An 18,057-nucleotide genomic window follows, 5' to 3' on the forward strand; every position below is an offset into this window, starting at 1 on the left:
GAATCGCTGCCAGGAATGCTATTCCGCGGGGGAGCGGGTGGCGAGCCAGGTGAAGAAGTCGTCCGCGTTGAGCACGGGCTTCCCGTACTCGAGCGCTTTGCGTGCCTTGCCCGACTGCGTGCCCGCCTCGGCCGTGACCAGCACGTCGCAGCGTGTCTTCGTCACCGTCTTCACCGGAGCCAGGCCCGCCGCAAGCGCCAGGCGTTCCATCTCGTCGCGCTCGACGACCCGCCCCGTCGAGTCCTGCGCCGTGCCCGTGAAGCAGATCCGCGTCCCGGGGACCAGAATGTCAGAGACGTCATGCTGCACGACGAGTTCGGCGCCGGAGAGGATTTCGACGCCCAGCATGTCCTCGGCCGCGCGCAACCGGCCCAGCACCTCGTCGGTCAACTGCACCCGCGAGGCGGCGGCCCGCAGCTGATCAGCTACCGTCTGCCGCGCACCCGCCTCCCATCCCGTGCTCGCGCCTGCGGACGGCGCCTGACCGCCCAGCAGCACCGTCCCCACGTCGCGGCTGATCCGCAACAGCGCCGACAGCCCGGGCAGATGATCCGCCGCCGGCGTCGGGACCTCCGCGTCCCGGCTGACCAACAGACCCGACGTCTCCGCCGAGTCCGGATCGTCGAACGCCGACGAACCACTCTCCGCGTCGCTGTCGCGGTGGGCGTCGAGTGCCGCGCGTGCCCGCTCCAGCGCCGTATCCCCACGGATCCGCGTCCCGCGCAACTCGATACCGAGCGGCATCGCCGTCACAAAGCCGAGCCGCTTGAGCTCGAAGTCCAGCAGGCCCAGCTGCTCGTCGACACCGACGCCGACCGGTGTGCGCCCCGCCAGCATCGGGGCGATCACCGCCCACGCCTCGCGCAACGTCGGCGCCATCAACACGTCGGAGACGGTGATGCCGAACGCCGCGCGCGCATCGGCCAGATCCCGCTGCGGATTGATCAGCGTCGTGACGGCCGTCCCGTCGTCGAACGCGACCGCCAACTCGACAGGCCGCGGCCGCGACATCCGGCCCTCGTCGCCGACCGTCAGCATGCCGATCGCGCAATACCTGCGCGAACCCGCGTCGCCCGACGTCGTCCGTAGATAGCGCGCGATGCGCCGGTCGGTCTTCAAATCTTTCGGCAGCACAGGCCTTTTCAGCACCAGACCCGCGAGTGACGTGCAACGGCTCAGCGCCACATACAGCTGGCCCGTCGAGAACATGCCGCCTGTCAGGTCGACGACGACACGCTCGAGCGTCTGGCCTTGGCTCTTGTGGATCGTGATAGCCCACGCCAATTTGAACGGCAGCTGCGTGTAGGCGCCGACGACCTCGCGGCCCAGTGACGATCCCGACATCACCGGCCGCGTCACCTCCCACGTGAACGGGGAGACGTCGGCGCACGTGCCGTCAGGGAACTCGACCTCGACAACAGCCCCGTAGCGGTCGTACCCCACGCCGGCGATGCGGGCGACGGTGCCGTTGACCCAGCGGTTGCCCTGGTCGTTGTTTAGCATCATCACCTGCGCGCCAACCTTGAAGCGCAGCGTTTCCTCGACCGGCGCCTCGAACATCGACAAGTCGCCCGAGGTCTTCGCGTGATGCACCATCTCGTCGCCGGGCAGCCGCTCCAGCTGTTGCCGATTACGCGCCGTCACAAGGCGGTTCGTCGGCGCCAACGTCAGCCAGAACTCGCCGTCGGGCGGGACGAACTCCTTGTCGGCACGCGCATTCAGCTGCTCCTGGGCATGGCCGAGTAACACACCCTCGCGAATCTCATTGAGAATGGCCGTCATCCGGTCGTCACCGAGCTGGCGGAACACCGTCGTCAACGACACCGTCGGAAAGTCTTCGCGGTCAAAGGATCTGGCGGAGAAGAAGTATGGCGTCTCATACGTCGTCGAGAAAAAGCCGGCCTCGTCCTCGCGCACCACTGGCGGCAACTGGTACAGATCCCCGACGAGCACGATCTGCACACCGCCGAACGGCGTGCCCGGCGCAGGCCCGAAACGTTCCAGCGCGGCCGCGATCATGTCGAAGACGTCGGCCCGCACCATCGAGGCCTCGTCGATGATCAGCGTCTGCAGCGAGGACAGGGTCTTCGTGAAGCGGCCGGGCCGGTACTCGCCGCCGCCCCGGATGTCGTCGAGCGTCGTCGTCGACCGGAAACCGAACATCCGGTGAATCGTGTAGCCGTCGACGTTGAGCGCGGCGATCCCCGTCGGCGCCACCACGACCACATTGCGATCCGTCTCGGCCATGAAGCGGCGGATCAGCGTCGACTTGCCGGTGCCCGCCTTACCGGTGAGAAAGACATGCCTGCCGCCCGCGAGCAGGGTCAAGGCCTCCCGGAACTCCTCGGTGAGGACGATGCCCGCCATGGATGCCCAGATTACTGCGCCGAACGTGCACCCACGGTCGTTGACCGGCCGGATTCACGACCCTGAGCTCACTCTCGGCGAGGTGGCGAGCGCCACCTGCGCCAGCCGCGGCGGGCCGCGAACGCGCCGGCCACCGCCGTCACGCACCACACCGCGATCGCCGCAGCCAGCAGCGGCGCCGAGAACTCGCCGACCGTCGAACCCAGTGCCGTATACGCGAATGCTTTCGGCGCCGACCCGATGAATGCACCGACAGCCATCTGCCAGAGCGGCACCCCGAACGCGCCGAACGCGTACGACGCCAAAGCATCGTTGATCCCCGGCACGAACCGCTGCCCGACCACCGCCCAGAGCCCGCCACGCTGGATCAGCGAGTCGATCCGCTCCGCGCGCTGGTCGCCGAGCACCCCGCGGGCGCTGGCGCGGCCCGCGCGCTTACCCACCGCCGCGGTGATGACGGCAGAACCGATCGTCGCCCCCAACGTGACGAAAGTTCCCACCACGGGCCCGAAAAGAAATCCGCTGCCGCCGGCTAACAGCGGTCCCGGCACCAGCAACGCCCCGAGAACCGCCGACACGACGACATACACGAGCGGCGCGAGCGCGCCCGTCGACTCGATCAGGCCACGCACCGCCTGGAGGTCGATGACCCGCTCGATCGCGGTCAGATAGAACAACACCGACAGCAACGCCACAAACAAAACCAGGCGCGCGATATGCGGCCGCCTGGACGTCGGTGGAGTGTCTTCGGGGTCAACCATGCCACCGCAATCCTGCCGTACACCGTTAAGTTGGCACCCGTGAGTGTGACGGCGACGGACCTGACCGGGACCGAGCGGGCGGTGCTGCTGGTGCTGATGGTCGAGTCGAGACCCGTGCCCAATATGCAGCTGGCCGCCCTGGGCCCTGCGCTGGACAAACCCGGCCGCGACAAACTCAACAGGCTCGGCTTGATCGAATCCCAGCGTGTGGGAAACAGATTCGTGCACGAGCTCACCGATCGCGGCTGGCGACTGTGCCGAGACCTCATCGATGCTGGACCGCCGCCCAGGTCCGCCGGACCGGCAAAGACGCTCTACACCGTGCTCGGTGGAGTGGCCCGCTATCTGGACCACGCCGACCTCAGCCTGGCCGACGTGTTCGGTACGACACCCGCCACCACCGAGGACCGGATCCGGGCCGCCTACGGGCGCCTGACGGCGCGGCCGGGCGGCTGGGTGTCGCTCACCAAGCTGCGCGCCGAGCTCACCGATCCCCGCGCCGACGTCGACGCGGCCCTGGCGCAACTGCACCGCACCCCCGGCGTCAGCGTCATCCCGCAGGAGGACCAGAAGGTGCTGACCGACGCGGACCGGGCCTCGGCGGTGGTCATCGGCGACAAGCCCAAACATCTGATCGCGATGGAGGCGTGATGGACGCACTGCAACGGGATGCGCTCGCATCACTGCGACTGACGTGGGCGCCGACATCCGACGACCTGTGGCGTCCCCAGGACGCGACCCACGTCACCGGCCTCAACGAGCACGCCGTCGACGACGTGATGGCCGCATTCGGTGACGCGCTGCGCGACGAGGCGTCCAGCCCGCTCGGCGTCGTGATCCGCGGGCCGGCCGGATCGGGAAAGACGCACCTGCTCGGCCAGATCCGCGAACGCGTGCAGGCCGAGAGCGGATTCTTCTTCGTCGTCGAACTGCTCGACGCGGCCAGCTTCTGGCAGTCGGTGCGCAGCGGCATCCTGGAAAGCCTCGGCCGTCCCGGCTCGGGTCGCGAAACACAGCTCAAGGACCTGCTGTGGGAGCTGTCTTCGCTGGCGCACGTGTCGCGCGCCGACCGCCGCGCCATCATCGGAGACGACGACCTCGACGCGGAAACGCTGTACCGCTTCATCAAGGCGCTGTCGGTCGTTGCCAAAGAGACTGTGTGGCAATGCCATCAGACGCTGCGCGCTCTGGTGCTGCTCGGGTCCAACGACTTCGTCGCCCACGATATCGGCGAGGGCTTCCTTCAGGGCAGCGAGGAGTTCAGCAGTGAAGAGCGCGGACCGTGGGGGTTGCGCGCGGCGCCGACCTCGGCGCAGGAATGCGTGCGCGACATCTCCCGCCTCGTCGCACTGGCCGGACCGTCCGTCCTGGCCATCGACCAGATCGACACGCTGCTCGCACAGTCGATGTCGTCGCGTTCCGACGACGGTGTGCTCGAACAGGTCGCCCACGGGCTGATGGCGCTGCGGCAGACGACGCGCCGCACCGTGCCGGTGGTGGCGTGCCTGCCCGCGGTGTGGGAGCACATCCAGGACCGGGCCGCCGCGAGCGTCGCCGACCGATTCCGCGTGACGGGCGTGCTGTCGCCGCTGCCCAGCGCCGACGTCGGCCGCGCCATTCTCGAGCGTCGCTTCGCGGCGAGCTACTCGTTTGTGGGGTTCACTCCGCCCTATGCGAGTTGGCCGCTGGCGCCCGAAGCGTTCGAGGAGGCCCCGTCGTACACGCCTCGGCAACTGCTCATCCGGGCCGACACCCACGTGCGGGAATGCCTCAAGCGCGGCGAGGTCGTCGAGCTCACGCACCTGAGCGCCGACGCGCAGCCGGTGTGGGAGTCCACTGAGGAACGCGAGAGTTCCTCAGCCTCAAGCATTTTGGATCGACAGTTCGCCGAGTACCGGCGGCGTGCCGTGCCCGCCGCGGCGATCGCTCACGACGGTGAAGACATCACGATGCCCGAATTGCTGTCGGCGGCGCTGACCGCGTGGATCGCCGAGAAGGACGGCGAGGGCACCTTCGTGTGCGATCCACCCCCGGGCACCCAGGTGATGCTGCACGCCCGGCTGCGCGAAAACCTCGACCGCACGACGGAGGACGAACGGCACTGGGCCTTCCGGGCCGTCTCGGCAACCAACGCCAGCGCAGCGTTGAGTCGCGTGCGAAAAGCCATGACCGCAACGGGTTTCAGCTCCGGCGAGGACCGCCGCCAGCTGTTCCTGCTGCGCAACACGCCGTGGCCGAGCGGCAAGAAGACCGCCGAGGCCATCGACGAGTTCCACGCCAACGGCGGCCGCACCGTGGCGCTGTCGGAAGACGACGTCCGCACCATGACCGCGCTGCGCGACATGATCGGCGACGACCACCCCGACCTCCCCGCCTGGCTTCGCGCCCGGCGGCCGGCGCACAGCCTGGCGCTGCTGATCGAGGCGCTCGGCCTCGACGAGCCCGCCGCCGCGCCGCCCATCGTCGACGAACCCGAGCCGGAATCCATCGAGGACGTCCCTGTCGACGTGCCTGACTCCGAAATCGCCCTCGGTTTCGATCTGCACACCGAAGAGCCCGTGACGGTGGAACTTTCGGCGTTACGCAAGCACGTGGCCATCTTCGCGGGCTCAGGGTCGGGCAAGACCGTGCTCATCCGGCGGCTCGTCGAAGAATGCGCGTTGCGCGGCGTCTCATCCATAGTGCTGGACCCCAACAACGACCTGTCCCGCCTCGGCGCGGCGTGGCCGCAGTCGCCAGGGGGATGGCGCCGCTCCGACGACGGCCGTGCCGACGACTACCTGAGCAACACCGAGGTGACGATCTGGACGCCGCGGCGCACCAACGGCAGGCCGCTGGCGTTTCAGCCGCTGCCCGACTTTCCCAGCGTCGTCGACGACGCCGACGAGTTCACCGAGGCTGTCGAATCGGCATGCTCGGCGCTGGAGCCGCGCGCGCTGATCACCGGGAAGAGCCAGAAGGCCACCCGGTCCCGGGCGGTGCTGCGGGAAGCGTTGCAGCACTACGGAAAGACACCCGACCCGTCGCTGGCGGGCTTCGTCCGGCTCCTGGCCGACCTGCCCGACGACATCAGTGACATGTCAGGCGCCCGCGCCATCGCGGCCGACCTGTCGCAGAACCTGCGGGCGGCCATGGTCAACGATCCGCTGTTCGGTGGCGCGGGCGAGCCCGTCGACCCCGGCGCGCTGCTGACGCCGTCCGACGGGTACCGGGCCAGGGTGTCGGTGATCAGCATGATCGGGCTCCCGTCCGACGAGCAGCGGCAGAGCTTCGTCAACCAGCTGCAGATGGCGCTCTTCGCGTGGATCAAGCGCAACCCTGCCGGGGAGAAGCCGCTGCGCGGCCTGCTGGTGCTCGACGAAGCGCAGAACTTCGCGCCCGCACAGGGTTTCACGGCGTGCACGCGCAGCACGTTGGCGCTGTCGTCGCAGGCCCGCAAGTACGGGCTCGGTCTCGTCTTCGCCACGCAGGCGCCCAAGGGGATCAACCTGAACATCCCGGGCAATGCGGCGACCCAGTTCTACGGATTGCTCAACGCCCCGGCACAGATCGAGACGGCACGCGAAATGGCCCGCGCCAAAGGTGGTCTCGTCCACGACATCAGCAGGCTGCGCTCCGGCAACTTCTACGTCGCGACCGAAGGCGAGGCGTTCCACCGCATCGTCGCCCCGTGGTGCCTGTCCTACCATCCGCCGAGCCCGCCGTCGGCGGAGGAGGTGCTCTCGCTGGCCCAACGGAGCGCGTGATTTGGGCGCACTTCGACAACGTCAGCGTGACAAAGTACGCCGAAATCACGTGGGTACCGTGGTGTCATGCCTGCCACACGCCGCTTCATCATCATCGGTGCCGGATCGATCGGCGGAGGGACGGGCGGGACGCTGGCCCGAGGAGGCGTCGACGTCGTCCTCGTCGCCCGCGGCGCGCACGCGGAGGCGCTGGCCGAACAGGGTCTGACACTGCGCACACCGGATGGGGTGTTCGAGGTCCCGGTGGCGTCGGCCGCGGGCCCCGACGGGGTGCGCCTGACATCGCGCGACGTGCTCGTCTTCGCCACCAAGACCCATCAACTCGACGCGGCGCTGCAGGAATGGGCCGACCGGCCGGTGTTCGATGGCGACCGCGATGGTGACGTCGTCGGCACGGCGGGCCAGGTGTTGCCGGCGCTGACCGCGCTGAACGGGGTGTCGGCGGAGGACAAGGCGCTTCGCTACTTCGCCAGGGTGTTCGGGGTGTGCGTGTGGATGCCCGCGTCATTCCCGTCGCCGGGCGAGGTGATCGTGCGGTCCTGGCCGGTGGCCGGACAGTTCCACATCGCCCGCTGGCCTGCCGCGCTGACATCCGCCGAGGATCGGGTGCTGGTCGACGAGATCGCCGCCGGCTGGTCCGCGGCGGGGATCCTGGTTCAGCAGCCCGCCGACGTGGCGCCGTGGAAGTACAACAAGCTGCTGAGCAATCTGAGCAATGCGATCGTCGCGTTGACGGGAACGGATTCGCGCGACGACAAGGTGAGTGCCGCCGTCCGGCGCGAGGCCGAAGAGGTGTTGACGCTCGCGGGCATCGAGTGGGTGTCCTTCGAGACGTCGAAAGCCGCTCGGGCGCAGGGCCCGACACCGCGCCCGGTTGCCGGGGCCGAGGGGATGATCTCCAACTCGACATGGCAGTCGCTGGCCCGCAAGAGCGGAAGCGTCGAAACCGACTACCTCAACGGCGAGATCGCCCGCATCGCCCACCGCCACGGCGCGACGGCGCCGTTGAACGCGCTGCTCGCACGGCTGACCCGGGAGGCCGCGGCCTCGGGCAAGGGGCCGGGCGTCTACACAGTCGAGGACCTGGCGCGCCTGGCCGCGCAGTAAGAATCGCGGCGATTGCATTGGTGTCGTGAGTCGTCCGGCGCTGGAAGGATCGCCGGGTGACTCGACTGACCACCTCGCGCGAAGCCGAGTCGCTCGTCGCCGACGTGCTGGTGATCGGCGGTGGACCCGCAGGAACCTGGGCGGCGATCAAGGCCGCCGAGGCGGGCGTCGACGTCATCCTCGCCGATAAGGGCTACACCGGAGCCAGTGGCGCGACCGCCTCGGCGGGAACCGGCGTCTGGTACGTCCACGACGTCCCCGAGTTGCGCGAGGCGGCGATGGACAAGCGCGAGAAACTCGGCGCCGGGCTGACCGACCGCGGTTGGATGTCGCGGGTACTCGACGACACCATCGTCCGGATGGACGAGCTCGCGACCATCCAGCGCTACCCGTTCCCCCTCGGGGCCGACGGACGGCAGATCCGCGAAGACCTGCAGGGGCCCGAATACATGCGTAGGCAGCGAATCCGGTTGCAGCGACTCGGTGTTCGCATTCTCGACCACACCCCGGCGCTACATCTGCTGACCGACCGCGAGGGCACCGCGTCCGGCGCGGTCGCGCAGCGCCGGTCCGACGGCACGGGGGTCCGGATCACCGCGGGAGCGGTGGTCCTGGCCACCGGCGGGTGTGCGTTCCAGTCCAAGACGATGGGCTGTGACACCGACACCGGCGACGGCGCGCTGATGGCTGTCGAGGCCGGGGCGGTGCTGTCGGGGATGGAATTCTCCAGCGCGTATGCCATCGCGCCGAAGAACACGTCGATGACGAAGAACGCCTACTACGCGTGGGCGACGTTCTATCGCAGCGACGGAAGCTTTCTCGAAGCGCCCGGCGCCACCAAGGACCGCAGGCTCATCGCGCAGACCCTGCTGACCGAACCGGTGTACGCCCGCCTCGACCTCGCGCCCGAGGCGGACCGGGCCACGATGCGCACCGGGCAGCCGAACTTCTTCCTGACCTTCGACCGGCTCGGCATCGATCCGTTCACCGAGTACTTCGAGATCGAGCTGCTGTGTGAGGGCACGGTGCGCGGCACCGGCGGTGTCCGGATTGCCGGAAATGACTGTGCCACCGATGTTCCCGGGCTGTATGCGGCGGGGGACACCGCGACCCGCCAGCTCATCGCCGGCGCTTCCACCGGCGGCGGAGCGCACAACGCATCTTGGGCGGCGTGCTCGGGTGCCTGGGCGGGCCGCGGCGCCGCCGACTTCGCTCACACCAGGGGCCGGCCGCCGGTATCTCTGAACGACGTGGGCGGCCTCGGCGTGCACCCCGAAGCGCTACCCGAGATCCAGCGGCTGTCGACGTCCTACGACATCAACTATCTGCGCAACGCCGACCGATTGGTGCCCGCATTCGACGAGCTGGATGCGTTGTGGCGGGGTGCGCGGGCGGGAACGGGACTGCGCGCGCGGGAGACCGCGGCGATGCTCGCCCACGGCCGGTGGATGTATCACGCCGCGCTACACCGCACCGAATCCCGGGGAATGCATCACCGATCGGACTTCCCCGAGCTCGACCCCGGACAGCAGCATCGCCTCGTGACCGGCGGCCTCGATGCGCTGTGGACCGCGCCTGAGCCGCAGTGGCTGGCCGACCGTAAGCGCGCCGCATGATCGAGATCGTCGACGGCGACCGGTGCATCACGTGCGACAAGTGCATCGAGGTGTGCCCCACCCGGGTGTTCGAGCGTGGCGAGGACGGCGTCCCCGTGATCGCCAGGCACGACAGCTGCCAGACGTGCTTCCAATGCGAGGCGTACTGCCCGGTCGACGCGATGTTCGTTGCGCCGCTGGTGCATCCGGTGCCCGAGGATTCGCGCTTCCGTGACGTCGACGCCCTGCGGGAGGAAGGTCTGCTGGGCGGCTACCGCGCCGTGCTCGGCTGGGGCAAAGGACGGTCTCCGGGGGCCCGTAACGCGTTGCAACCCCAAGCGCCGAAGTAGATCACGGCTTCGGGTCGTCTCTGTCGTACTCGCGGAACGACGGCGTGCGGCGGACCAGGATCCAGATCGCCAGCAGCATTGCCACCCCGCCGGCGACGAGCGGACTCCAGATCGCGAGCATGCTGGCGACCGCACCGGTCACGACATCGCCGACGCGTGGACCGCCGGCGACGATGATCGAGAAGATGCTCTGCACCCGGCCACGCAGTTCGTCGGGCACGGCGGCCTGCAGGATCGCACCCCGGAAGATGGCCGACACGCCGTCGGCGGCGCCACCGATCGCGAGCGTGATCGCCAGCGCGACGATCGCCGCCGTGTTGGTGCCGTCATGGGCGGGCCGAATCACCGCCACCAACAGGATGATTCCGGCCACCGCGATCGACGCCGCATAGATATAGGACACCACGACGATGGCGGCACCTTGACGCCGCACCCCGCCCGTCCACCCGGAGAACAACGAGATCAACATCGCGCCCGCCGCGAACGTCGCCGACAGGACACCGACCGTCGTGACCCCGCCGCCCAGCGTCACCGCGCCCAGCGCCGGATACAGCACCCGCGGTTGCGCGAGCGCCATGGCGAACAGGTCGATGGTCAACGCGAAACGGATGTTCCGGGCGCGCCGGAGGTAACTCAAGCCCTCGCGCACCGCGCGCAGCGCGCGGACCCCGGCGACGCGCGACTCGTCCAGCGGACGCAGTGCGGGCAGCGCCCACACCCCGAGAAACGCTGCGGTGTGCAGGATTGCATCGATCAGGAACGCCGTCTGGAAACCACCGGCGCCGACGGCTGCGGCCGCGAACAGCGGCCCCAGCGTGGCCATCAATCCGACGTTGATGCCGTTGAGCGCACCCGCCGCGGGAAGGAGTTCCCGGGGCAGCAACCGCGGAACGATGGCGCGCCTGGTGATTCCGCCTACCGTGCCCGCCACGGAGTTGACGGTGGCCGCCGCGTACAACAACCACAGCGATGTGCCGCCGACCATGGCGTGCACCGTCAGCACGATGATCGCCACCCAGGAGATCACCGACGCGATCATCGCGACCCAACGACGGTCGAACCGGTCGGCCAGCGTGCCGCCGTACAGGCCGAGAACGATCATGGGCCCCAGCGCGATACCAGCGATCAACGCCACCGCGAACGTCGACGACGTGATGGCGTAGACCTGCAGAGAGACCGTGACGACGGTCATCTCCTGGCCGATGCTGCCCAGCGCCGTCCCGAGCCAGAGCCGGCCGTAGGCGCGGCTGTGCCGGAAGGGGGCCAGGTCGAGCAGCAGGCGGCGGCCGGTGCGTTGCGTCGGCGGGGTCACCGAACGAGAACGCGGGACGGGTCAGCCGCCCACTCCGATGCCGAGCCGACGTAGAGACGGGCCCGCACGCCGAGGACCGAGAGCACAAAGACCTCGAGGGCGGCGGCCACCCCGGTCCCGCAGTAGGCGGCTGGCTCGGCGCCGGCAGTGACGCCGAGCGCGGAGAAACGGCCGCGCAACTCGTCGTCGGGACGCAGAAAACCTGCGGCGTCGAAGAAGTCGGCGACAGGCGCGCTGCGTGCCCCCGGAATGTGGCCGGCACCGGCATCGGTGGGGTGAGAGAACTTGATCGCGGGACGCGCGTCGAGGAGCAGACCGCGATCGGCGAACGACGGGACGTCGGCCACCTCGACGACGGGCAGCCCGCCCGGCCGGATGACGAACTCGGACTCGGGACGCTCACGCGCCCGGCCGGTCTCCAGTGCGCCGGGCCAGCTCTCAAGACCACCGTCGAGCAGCCGGACGGACTCGACGCCCGCCCACTTCAGCAGCCACCATGCCCGCGCCGGCGCGGGAGAGCGGGCGACTCCGTAGACGACGACCGGCGTGGTGGCATCGACACCCCACTGCCGCACCGTCTTCTCGAACTCGGCCGCGCCGGGCAGCGGACGCTTGCCGTTGCGGCCCGTTGCCGTGCCGGCAAGATCGGCATCGACATCGACGAACTGCGCACCGGGCAGATGGCCCGCGAGGTAGGCGGCGCGGTCGGCACGGTCGGCAGGCATCACATGGCGCACATCGAGAAGGACCGTCTCAGGCCGCCCGGTGAGCCACAGTTGCAACTCCGCGGACCCGATCAGGTGGGCGCTGCGTGCCGCCTCACTCATGTGTTTCTCCCTCGTCGGTCACGAATTATGTTTCATAACATTGCAGACGGCCGACCGGTCCGACAAAAACTACGCATGACGCAAACCCTCCAGCCGCAGCTGAGAGCGGGTATCGGTACTTATTCTCGCGGTAAGAGAAATTATGGACGGCCCCGTCCTGGGCTTTTAATGTGCTTGCAAGACAACACATTTTGTATCAAATATCTTTGTAACAAAAGGACCGGGAATGAGTCTGATCACCCACAGCGTGATCTCCGCCGAGAGCCTCGCCGCGCGCCTCGACGACCCCACCCTGGCCGTCATCGAGGTGTACGCCTCGGCGCCGGAGCAACCGCTGATTCCCGGAGCCAGGGCGGTGTTCTGGAAGGACCTCGCGTGGCACCCGCTCGAGCGCGAGCTGGCCACCGGCGACGAACTTTCGGCCCGGTTGTTCGCACTGGGTGCAGGCGAAGGATCCCAGATCGTTCTTGCCGGTGACCCCACCCAGTTCGCCGCCTATGTGCTGTGGACGCTGCGGGTGCGCGGCTTCGCTGACATCGCCTACCTCGACGGTGGATTGGACGCGTGGCGAGCGGCAGGACTGCCCACCGGAGTCGCCGTCGAACGCACGGCCGCCACGTCGCCACTGCCCGTGCCCGAACCCACCGAGGCGCACGAAAAGCTCCGGATCGGCCGCGACGACGTCCGCGCACTCCTGGGCCGCGACGACGTCGTGCTCCTCGACTACCGCACCCCCGAGGAGTACAGCGGTGCCCGGGTCAGCGGCCCGAACGCGCCGATCGACCACGGCGCCGAGCGCCACGGGCGCATCCCAGGGGCCAAGCACCTGTTTTTCCGCGACCTTCTCGACGAGCATGGTCGGCTACGCGAGCGGGCGGAGCTGCAGCGCCTCGTCGACGAGAAGGTCGGCGAATCAACGGCTTTGATCGTCAACTACTGCCGGTTGTCGCACCGCTCCACGCTCGGCTGGATCGCCCTGTCGGAAGTTCTCGGCTTCGACAACGTGCGCGTGTACGACGGCTCATGGACCGAATGGGGAAGCATCGTCGGCTTCCCGGTAGAGAGATAGGAACAACCATGACCTTCCCCCACGACTCGATCACGCTGAATCTCAACTTGATTCCCGGTGGAGTGTTCCCCGGAGCCTGGCGTGCCGGCAGCGGAGACGCCCAGCAGTACAGCAGCCTCGAGCACTACATCGAGGTCGCCAAGATTGCCGAGCGCGGCCTGTTCGACGCTGTCTTCCTCGCCGACACCCCGGTGTGGCGCTACCGCGGCGAGTACCGTCCATTCCGCGGTCTCGATCCGACGCTGGCGTTCGCCGCCGTCGCCCAGCACACCAGCCACATCGGCCTGGTCGCCACGGGCTCCAGCTCGTACAACTCGGCCTACAACCTGGCCCGGCGCATCTCGACCCTCGACCACATCAGTAACGGTCGGGCGGCGTGGAACATCGTGGCCACCAACGGAGATGACGTCGCGCGAAACTTCGGTCGCGAGCACGGGCTCGATCACGATGCCCGCTACCAGCGGGCTCATGAGTTCGTCGAAGCCGTCGTCGCGCTGTGGGACGGCTGGGCCGACGATGCGTGGGTGGCCGACCGCGAAACCGGAACCTATGTCGATGAAGCCCGCATCCGCGCCGTGGACTACGCCGGAGAGCACGTCAACACTTCTGGGCCGCTTCCGCTTCCGCGTTCGCCGCAGGGGCATCCGGTGCTTGTGCAGGCAGGTTCGTCCCCTGACGGCATCGGGCTGGCGTCCCGGTTCGCCGACGCCGTCTATACCGTGCAGCCGACCATCGAGTCGGCCATCGCGTTCCGCAACACCGTCCGCGAGAGCGCCAAGGGCTGGGGTCGTAACCCCGATACGATCCGTGTTCTGCCCGGACTGATCACGCTCGTCGCGCCGACCGAGGCCGAGGCGCGCGCCCGTGAGATCGAGCTGCGCGAACTGCACACCGAGCGTTTCGCGATCAACGCGCTGGCATTGCAGGTCGGTGTACCGGTTGAAGCGCTGGAACTCGACAAGGAACTGCCGTGGGATCTGGTCCCCGCCGACGGTGAACTCGGTGCGTCCGGCGGACATTTCGCCGCGCTGATCGGCACCGCGCGCCGCGAGAAGTTCACGGTCAGGCAGATCCTGGCCCGCCAGGGTGGCGGCCTGACCCACGTCACCGCGATCGGGTCTCCCGAGCAGGTGGCCGACCAGATCGAGACCTGGGTCCAGGCGGGCGCCTCCGACGGCTTCAACATCATGTCCGCCCAACTGCCGGACGTGGCGACCGAATTCGTCGATCACGTGGTGCCGCTGCTGCAGCGCAAGGGCATCTTCCGCACGGAGTACCCGGGTACGACGTTGCGCGACACCCTCGGTCTGGAGCGGCCCGGCGACGGCTTCGACAACTACGTCCCGAACGGTAAGAGCCTTCATTCAGTGGGGGAGGCAGCGTTCGGCTGATCGCCGGCGCATCGTCTATGACCGTCCTCGAGACTTCACACACCAGCCTCCCCGGTGCGGACGCCGCGGTGGCCCAGGATGCTGGGCGCACCACGCCGCCGCGCCGGACCAGTCGCTGGTCGAGTGCCGCCTTCCAGGCGCGCTACATCGCTGAGAAGCTTCTCGCCGCTGCGGTGGTGCTGTGGCTCGCGGCGTCGGCGGCGTTCCTCGCCGTGCACCTGTCTCCCGGCGATCCGGTGACGCTGCTGATGGGGGAGTTCGACACCCCTGAGCTCCGCGCCTCCATCGAAGCTCAGTGGGGTCTCGACAAGTCGCTGTTCGTGCAGTACACCGACTTCCTCACCCGGCTGGTGCAGGGCGACTTCGGAATGTCGTATGTGCAGCGAGTTCCAGTGAGCGACATCCTATTCAGCCATCGGCTCGTGGCCAGCGCCCAACTCACCGCCGCCGCGACACTGGTCGCCGTCGTGGTCGCGCTGGTCGTGTCGGTGACGACGGCGGGCAGGAAAGGCGTCGGAACCCGCATCACCTATCTCGGCGAGCTGACCTTCGCCTCGATCCCGACGTTCTGGCTGGGCATCGTGTTCATCACCGTGCTGTCGTTCCAGCTGGGACTACTCCCCGTGGTCGGCGGCAGCAAGCTGGAGAACCTGATACTGCCCGCCCTCACACTGGGTCTGCCGTTGGCGGCAGTGCTGTCCCAGGTGCTGCGGGAGGGTATCGAGCGCTCCCTCGAACAGCCCTATGCCGTCACGGCTCTCGCTCGCGGCATCTCGCCGTGGCAGCTCAAGATCCGGCACGGCCTGCGGCATGCCCTGATTCCGGCGGCCACACTGGCCGGCTGGTCGGTGGGCGGAATGCTCACCGGCACCGTCATCGTCGAGCAGGTCTTCGGCAGGCCCGGCATCGGTCAGGCCACCGTCGTCGCGGTGACGCGGCAGGACGTCCCGACGGTCCTGGGCATCACGCTGCTGGCCGTCGCGCTGTACGTCGCGGTCAACACGATCGTCGACATCGCGTACCTGTGGATCGACCCCAGACTGCGGGTGCGTTAGATGGCAACGACTTTCGCGTTCCCCGGCCGCTCCCTGTCCTCGGGACTGACCGGCTTCCGCAGCACCGGGCTGCTGATCGCCGGGGCGATCCTGGCGCTGCTGGTACTCGCCGTCGTGTTCCCGGACGTATTCACCGGCCGTGACCCGCTGGCCAGCGACATGTCGAATGCATTGGCCGCCCCCAGCTTCGAGCACATCTTCGGCACCGACCATCTCGGCCGCGACGTGTGGTCGCGAGTGGTGCACGGTGCGCGCTACTCGATCCTCATCGGCGTCGCCTCCACTGTGCTCGGCGTCGTGATCGGGGTGTTCTTCGGGCTGATCGCCGGCGTCTCGCATCGCCGCGTCGACGAAGCCATCTCCCGCGTGTTCGACGCCGTCGGCGCGTTCCCCGACCTGCTGTTCGCGCTGATGCTCATCACGCTGACCGGTCCGGGAACGGGAAACGTCATCGCCGCCATCGCAATCGCGTCGGCCCCGCGCTACGGGCGCGTGGTACGGGCGGAGACGCTACGGGTGCGCGAATCCGACTACGTGGCGCAGTCTCGGCTCGCGATCGCATCCGCCGCGCGGCGCACCGTCCGTCACGTCCTGCCCAACGCCCTCGGCACGGTGCCCGTCCTCGCGACGCTCGGCATCGGCACCGCAATCATCGGCGCGGCAGGCCTGAGCTTCCTCGGCTTCGGTCCGACACCGCCACTGCCCGAATGGGGTTCGATGCTGTCGGACGCACGCCAGGACCTGCGCGTCGCGTGGTGGGTCGGGTTCTTCCCCGGCCTGTTCATCACCATCACTGTGGTGAGCGTGTCGATCGTCGGCAGGAACCTCCAGCGCCGATTCGAGCGGAGGGCCCAGCCGTGACCAGTGCTGTGTCGGAAGTGACCGCCCCGCCGGAGGGGAGCACCGGCGACGTCCTCGTCGACGTCAAGGGACTGACCGTGGCGTTCGACAGCGTGCGCGGTGAGGACGGTGACCCGCTGGCGGTGGTGTCCGATGTCGACTTCACGATCCGGCGCGGACGCGTCCTGGCGATCGTCGGCGAATCCGGTTCGGGGAAGTCGGTGACCGCCCGCACGCTCGTCGGCCTCGCCGGTGACGGAAGTCAGGTCACGGCAACCACACTCGACGTCGGCGGTGCCGATGCCCGCGGTTACAGCGACAAGGAGTGGCGCAAGGTCCGCGGCGCGCAGATCGGTTTCGTCCTGCAGGACGCCCTGACGTCGCTCGACCCCTTGCGTACCGTGCAGGCCGAGGTCGCCGAGGCATTGCGGCTGCCGCGCAAGCAGCGCGTCCCGGCCATCGAGGAACTCCTCGACTCTGTCGGCATTCCCGATCCTGCATACCGCAGGCGCAATTACCCGCACCAACTCTCGGGTGGGCTGCGGCAGCGCGCGTTGATCGCATCGGCGCTGGCGGGCAGGCCCGACGTACTGATCGCCGACGAACCGACGACCGCGCTGGACGTCACCGTCCAGGCTCGCATTCTCGCGCTGCTGCGCCAACTTGCCGATGACGGCCGCGGAGTGCTGCTCATCAGTCACGACCTCGCGGTGGTGTCCCGGGTGGCCGACGACGTGCTCGTCATGCACAACGGCCGCGTCGTCGAACGAGGGTCCGTCGCCGACGTGATCCACCAGCCGCAACACGACTACACTCGCAAGCTGGTCGCGGCGGTACCCGGCCGCGATACCCGGGGACGCCGGCTCAGCGCACCCGACGAGGCTGCACCCGAACAAGTTTCGATCGTCACCGAGGTCGTCGCTGACGTGGTCGGGGTCGGCAAGTATTACCGCCAGGGCCGGCGCCAGGAATTTACTGCCGCCGACGACGTGACCTTCGCGATCCACCGCGGCGAGATCGTCGGGTTGGTGGGCGAGTCAGGGTCGGGCAAGTCGACGGTGGCGCGGATCGTCACCGGGTTGCTCGCTCCCGACGCCGGGAATGTCGACCTCGCGGATGCACGCCTCGGCGCGGTCCAGCTCGTCGCGCAGGACTCGGTCGGATCCTTCGACCCTCGCTACACGGTGCGCGAGATCATCGGTGAGACAGTCGCTCTCGGGCATCGCGGCAAGACCGAACGGGATGCGCGGATTCGGGAACTGCTCGACCTCGTACACCTTCCCACCGCGGTGATCGACCGGCATCCCCGCTCGTTGTCCGGGGGGCAGCGCCAGCGGGTGTCCATCGCGCGGGCGCTCGGCTCCGACCCCGAACTACTGGTGTGCGACGAAGCGGTTTCCGCTCTCGACGTGTCCATCCAGGCCCAGATCCTCGACCTGCTGCTGGAGATCCGCGCCGGCCGGAACACGGCTCTGCTGTTCATCTCCCACGACATCGGCGTGGTCCACCACGTCGCCGACCGTGTGCTTGTCATGCATCGCGGCCGCGTGATCGAGGAAGGCAGCGCCGACGACGTGTTCGACACCCCGCGTGACCCGTACACGCAGGCCCTGCTGAAGGCGGTGCCTTCACTGTGA

Annotated in this window: 14 protein-coding genes; 10 read left to right on the forward strand and 4 right to left on the reverse strand. The window is 68.6% G+C overall.

Annotated features, from left to right (window positions below):
• Positions 1-18 precede the first annotated feature (18 nt).
• Both P9A17_RS04155 and P9A17_RS04160 read right to left on the reverse strand, forming a co-directional pair.
• Positions 19-2,367 carry an AAA family ATPase gene (locus P9A17_RS04155; protein WP_278037336.1) on the reverse strand — a complete coding sequence of 783 codons (2,349 nt, stop codon included), beginning with the start codon at positions 2,365-2,367 and terminating at the stop codon, positions 19-21.
• A gap of 68 nt (positions 2,368-2,435) precedes the next feature.
• Positions 2,436-3,128 (reverse strand): TVP38/TMEM64 family protein, encoded by a 693-nt coding sequence (locus tag P9A17_RS04160; RefSeq protein ID WP_278037337.1) that lies wholly within the window; start codon positions 3,126-3,128, stop codon positions 2,436-2,438.
• A gap of 39 nt (positions 3,129-3,167) precedes the next feature.
• On the opposite strand from P9A17_RS04160, the gene P9A17_RS04165 reads away from it, so the two are divergent.
• From P9A17_RS04165 to P9A17_RS04185, 5 genes are all read left to right on the forward strand, one after another.
• A complete protein-coding gene (locus tag P9A17_RS04165) occupies positions 3,168-3,779 on the forward strand; it encodes a hypothetical protein (RefSeq protein ID WP_278037338.1) in 612 nt (203 codons plus the stop codon).
• Entirely contained in the window at positions 3,779-6,874 is a 3,096-nt protein-coding gene (locus P9A17_RS04170; RefSeq protein ID WP_278037339.1) for a DUF87 domain-containing protein, read from the forward strand. The genes P9A17_RS04165 and P9A17_RS04170 overlap by 1 nt, the downstream gene beginning before the upstream one ends.
• A gap of 66 nt (positions 6,875-6,940) precedes the next feature.
• Positions 6,941-7,981 (forward strand): 2-dehydropantoate 2-reductase N-terminal domain-containing protein, encoded by a 1,041-nt coding sequence (locus P9A17_RS04175; protein WP_278037340.1) that lies wholly within the window; start codon positions 6,941-6,943, stop codon positions 7,979-7,981.
• Positions 7,982-8,037: 56 nt separating this feature from the next.
• A complete protein-coding gene (locus P9A17_RS04180; protein WP_278037341.1) occupies positions 8,038-9,597 on the forward strand; it encodes an FAD-binding protein in 1,560 nt (519 codons plus the stop codon).
• Complete coding sequence (locus P9A17_RS04185; RefSeq protein ID WP_278037342.1) at positions 9,594-9,926, forward strand: ferredoxin family protein; 333 nt, start codon at positions 9,594-9,596, stop codon at positions 9,924-9,926. The genes P9A17_RS04180 and P9A17_RS04185 overlap by 4 nt, the downstream gene beginning before the upstream one ends.
• Position 9,927: 1 nt before the next feature.
• Here P9A17_RS04185 and P9A17_RS04190 read toward each other — a convergent pair whose 3' ends face one another.
• Both P9A17_RS04190 and P9A17_RS04195 read right to left on the reverse strand, forming a co-directional pair.
• Positions 9,928-11,238 carry an MFS transporter gene (locus tag P9A17_RS04190; protein WP_278037343.1) on the reverse strand — a complete coding sequence of 437 codons (1,311 nt, stop codon included), beginning with the start codon at positions 11,236-11,238 and terminating at the stop codon, positions 9,928-9,930.
• On the reverse strand, positions 11,235-12,065 hold the full coding sequence (locus tag P9A17_RS04195; RefSeq protein WP_278037344.1) for a rhodanese-like domain-containing protein: 831 nt from the start codon (positions 12,063-12,065) through the stop codon (positions 11,235-11,237). The genes P9A17_RS04190 and P9A17_RS04195 overlap by 4 nt, the downstream gene beginning before the upstream one ends.
• A 226-nt stretch (positions 12,066-12,291) precedes the next feature.
• Between P9A17_RS04195 and P9A17_RS04200 the strand changes: the two genes are divergently transcribed.
• Genes P9A17_RS04200 through P9A17_RS04220 form a run of 5 tightly spaced genes read left to right on the forward strand, consistent with a single transcriptional unit; the run spans position 12,292 to position 18,057 of the window.
• The gene (locus P9A17_RS04200) at positions 12,292-13,134 is read left to right on the forward strand and encodes a rhodanese-like domain-containing protein (protein WP_278037345.1); all 843 of its coding nucleotides are present in this window, start codon (positions 12,292-12,294) and stop codon (positions 13,132-13,134) included.
• A gap of 8 nt (positions 13,135-13,142) precedes the next feature.
• On the forward strand, positions 13,143-14,525 hold the full coding sequence (locus P9A17_RS04205) for an NtaA/DmoA family FMN-dependent monooxygenase (protein WP_278037346.1): 1,383 nt from the start codon (positions 13,143-13,145) through the stop codon (positions 14,523-14,525).
• A gap of 17 nt (positions 14,526-14,542) precedes the next feature.
• Positions 14,543-15,580 (forward strand): ABC transporter permease, encoded by a 1,038-nt coding sequence (locus P9A17_RS04210; protein WP_278037347.1) that lies wholly within the window; start codon positions 14,543-14,545, stop codon positions 15,578-15,580.
• Positions 15,581-16,441 (forward strand): ABC transporter permease, encoded by an 861-nt coding sequence (locus P9A17_RS04215; protein WP_278037348.1) that lies wholly within the window; start codon positions 15,581-15,583, stop codon positions 16,439-16,441. It abuts the gene before it with no gap.
• Positions 16,438-18,057 carry an ABC transporter ATP-binding protein gene (locus P9A17_RS04220; RefSeq protein WP_278037349.1) on the forward strand — a complete coding sequence of 540 codons (1,620 nt, stop codon included), beginning with the start codon at positions 16,438-16,440 and terminating at the stop codon, positions 18,055-18,057. The genes P9A17_RS04215 and P9A17_RS04220 overlap by 4 nt, the downstream gene beginning before the upstream one ends.

Source organism: Mycobacterium sp. 236(2023), from assembly GCF_029623955.1.
Taxonomy (GTDB): Bacteria; Actinomycetota; Actinomycetes; order Mycobacteriales; family Mycobacteriaceae; genus Mycobacterium.

What these genes read in the sequence shown, in the direction of transcription:
- P9A17_RS04155 (WP_278037336.1), bottom strand. Translation starts at nt 2,367, where the DNA reads ATGGCGGGCATCGTCCTCACCGAGGAGTTCCGGGAGGCCTTGACCCTG.
- P9A17_RS04160 (WP_278037337.1), bottom strand. Translation starts at nt 3,128, where the DNA reads ATGGTTGACCCCGAAGACACTCCACCGACGTCCAGGCGGCCGCATATC.
- P9A17_RS04170 (WP_278037339.1), top strand. Translation starts at nt 3,779, where the DNA reads ATGGACGCACTGCAACGGGATGCGCTCGCATCACTGCGACTGACGTGG.
- P9A17_RS04175 (WP_278037340.1), top strand. Translation starts at nt 6,941, where the DNA reads ATGCCTGCCACACGCCGCTTCATCATCATCGGTGCCGGATCGATCGGC.
- P9A17_RS04185 (WP_278037342.1), top strand. Translation starts at nt 9,594, where the DNA reads ATGATCGAGATCGTCGACGGCGACCGGTGCATCACGTGCGACAAGTGC.
- P9A17_RS04195 (WP_278037344.1), bottom strand. Translation starts at nt 12,065, where the DNA reads ATGAGTGAGGCGGCACGCAGCGCCCACCTGATCGGGTCCGCGGAGTTG.
- P9A17_RS04200 (WP_278037345.1), top strand. Translation starts at nt 12,292, where the DNA reads ATGAGTCTGATCACCCACAGCGTGATCTCCGCCGAGAGCCTCGCCGCG.
- P9A17_RS04205 (WP_278037346.1), top strand. Translation starts at nt 13,143, where the DNA reads ATGACCTTCCCCCACGACTCGATCACGCTGAATCTCAACTTGATTCCC.
- P9A17_RS04210 (WP_278037347.1), top strand. Translation starts at nt 14,543, where the DNA reads ATGACCGTCCTCGAGACTTCACACACCAGCCTCCCCGGTGCGGACGCC.
- P9A17_RS04215 (WP_278037348.1), top strand. Translation starts at nt 15,581, where the DNA reads ATGGCAACGACTTTCGCGTTCCCCGGCCGCTCCCTGTCCTCGGGACTG.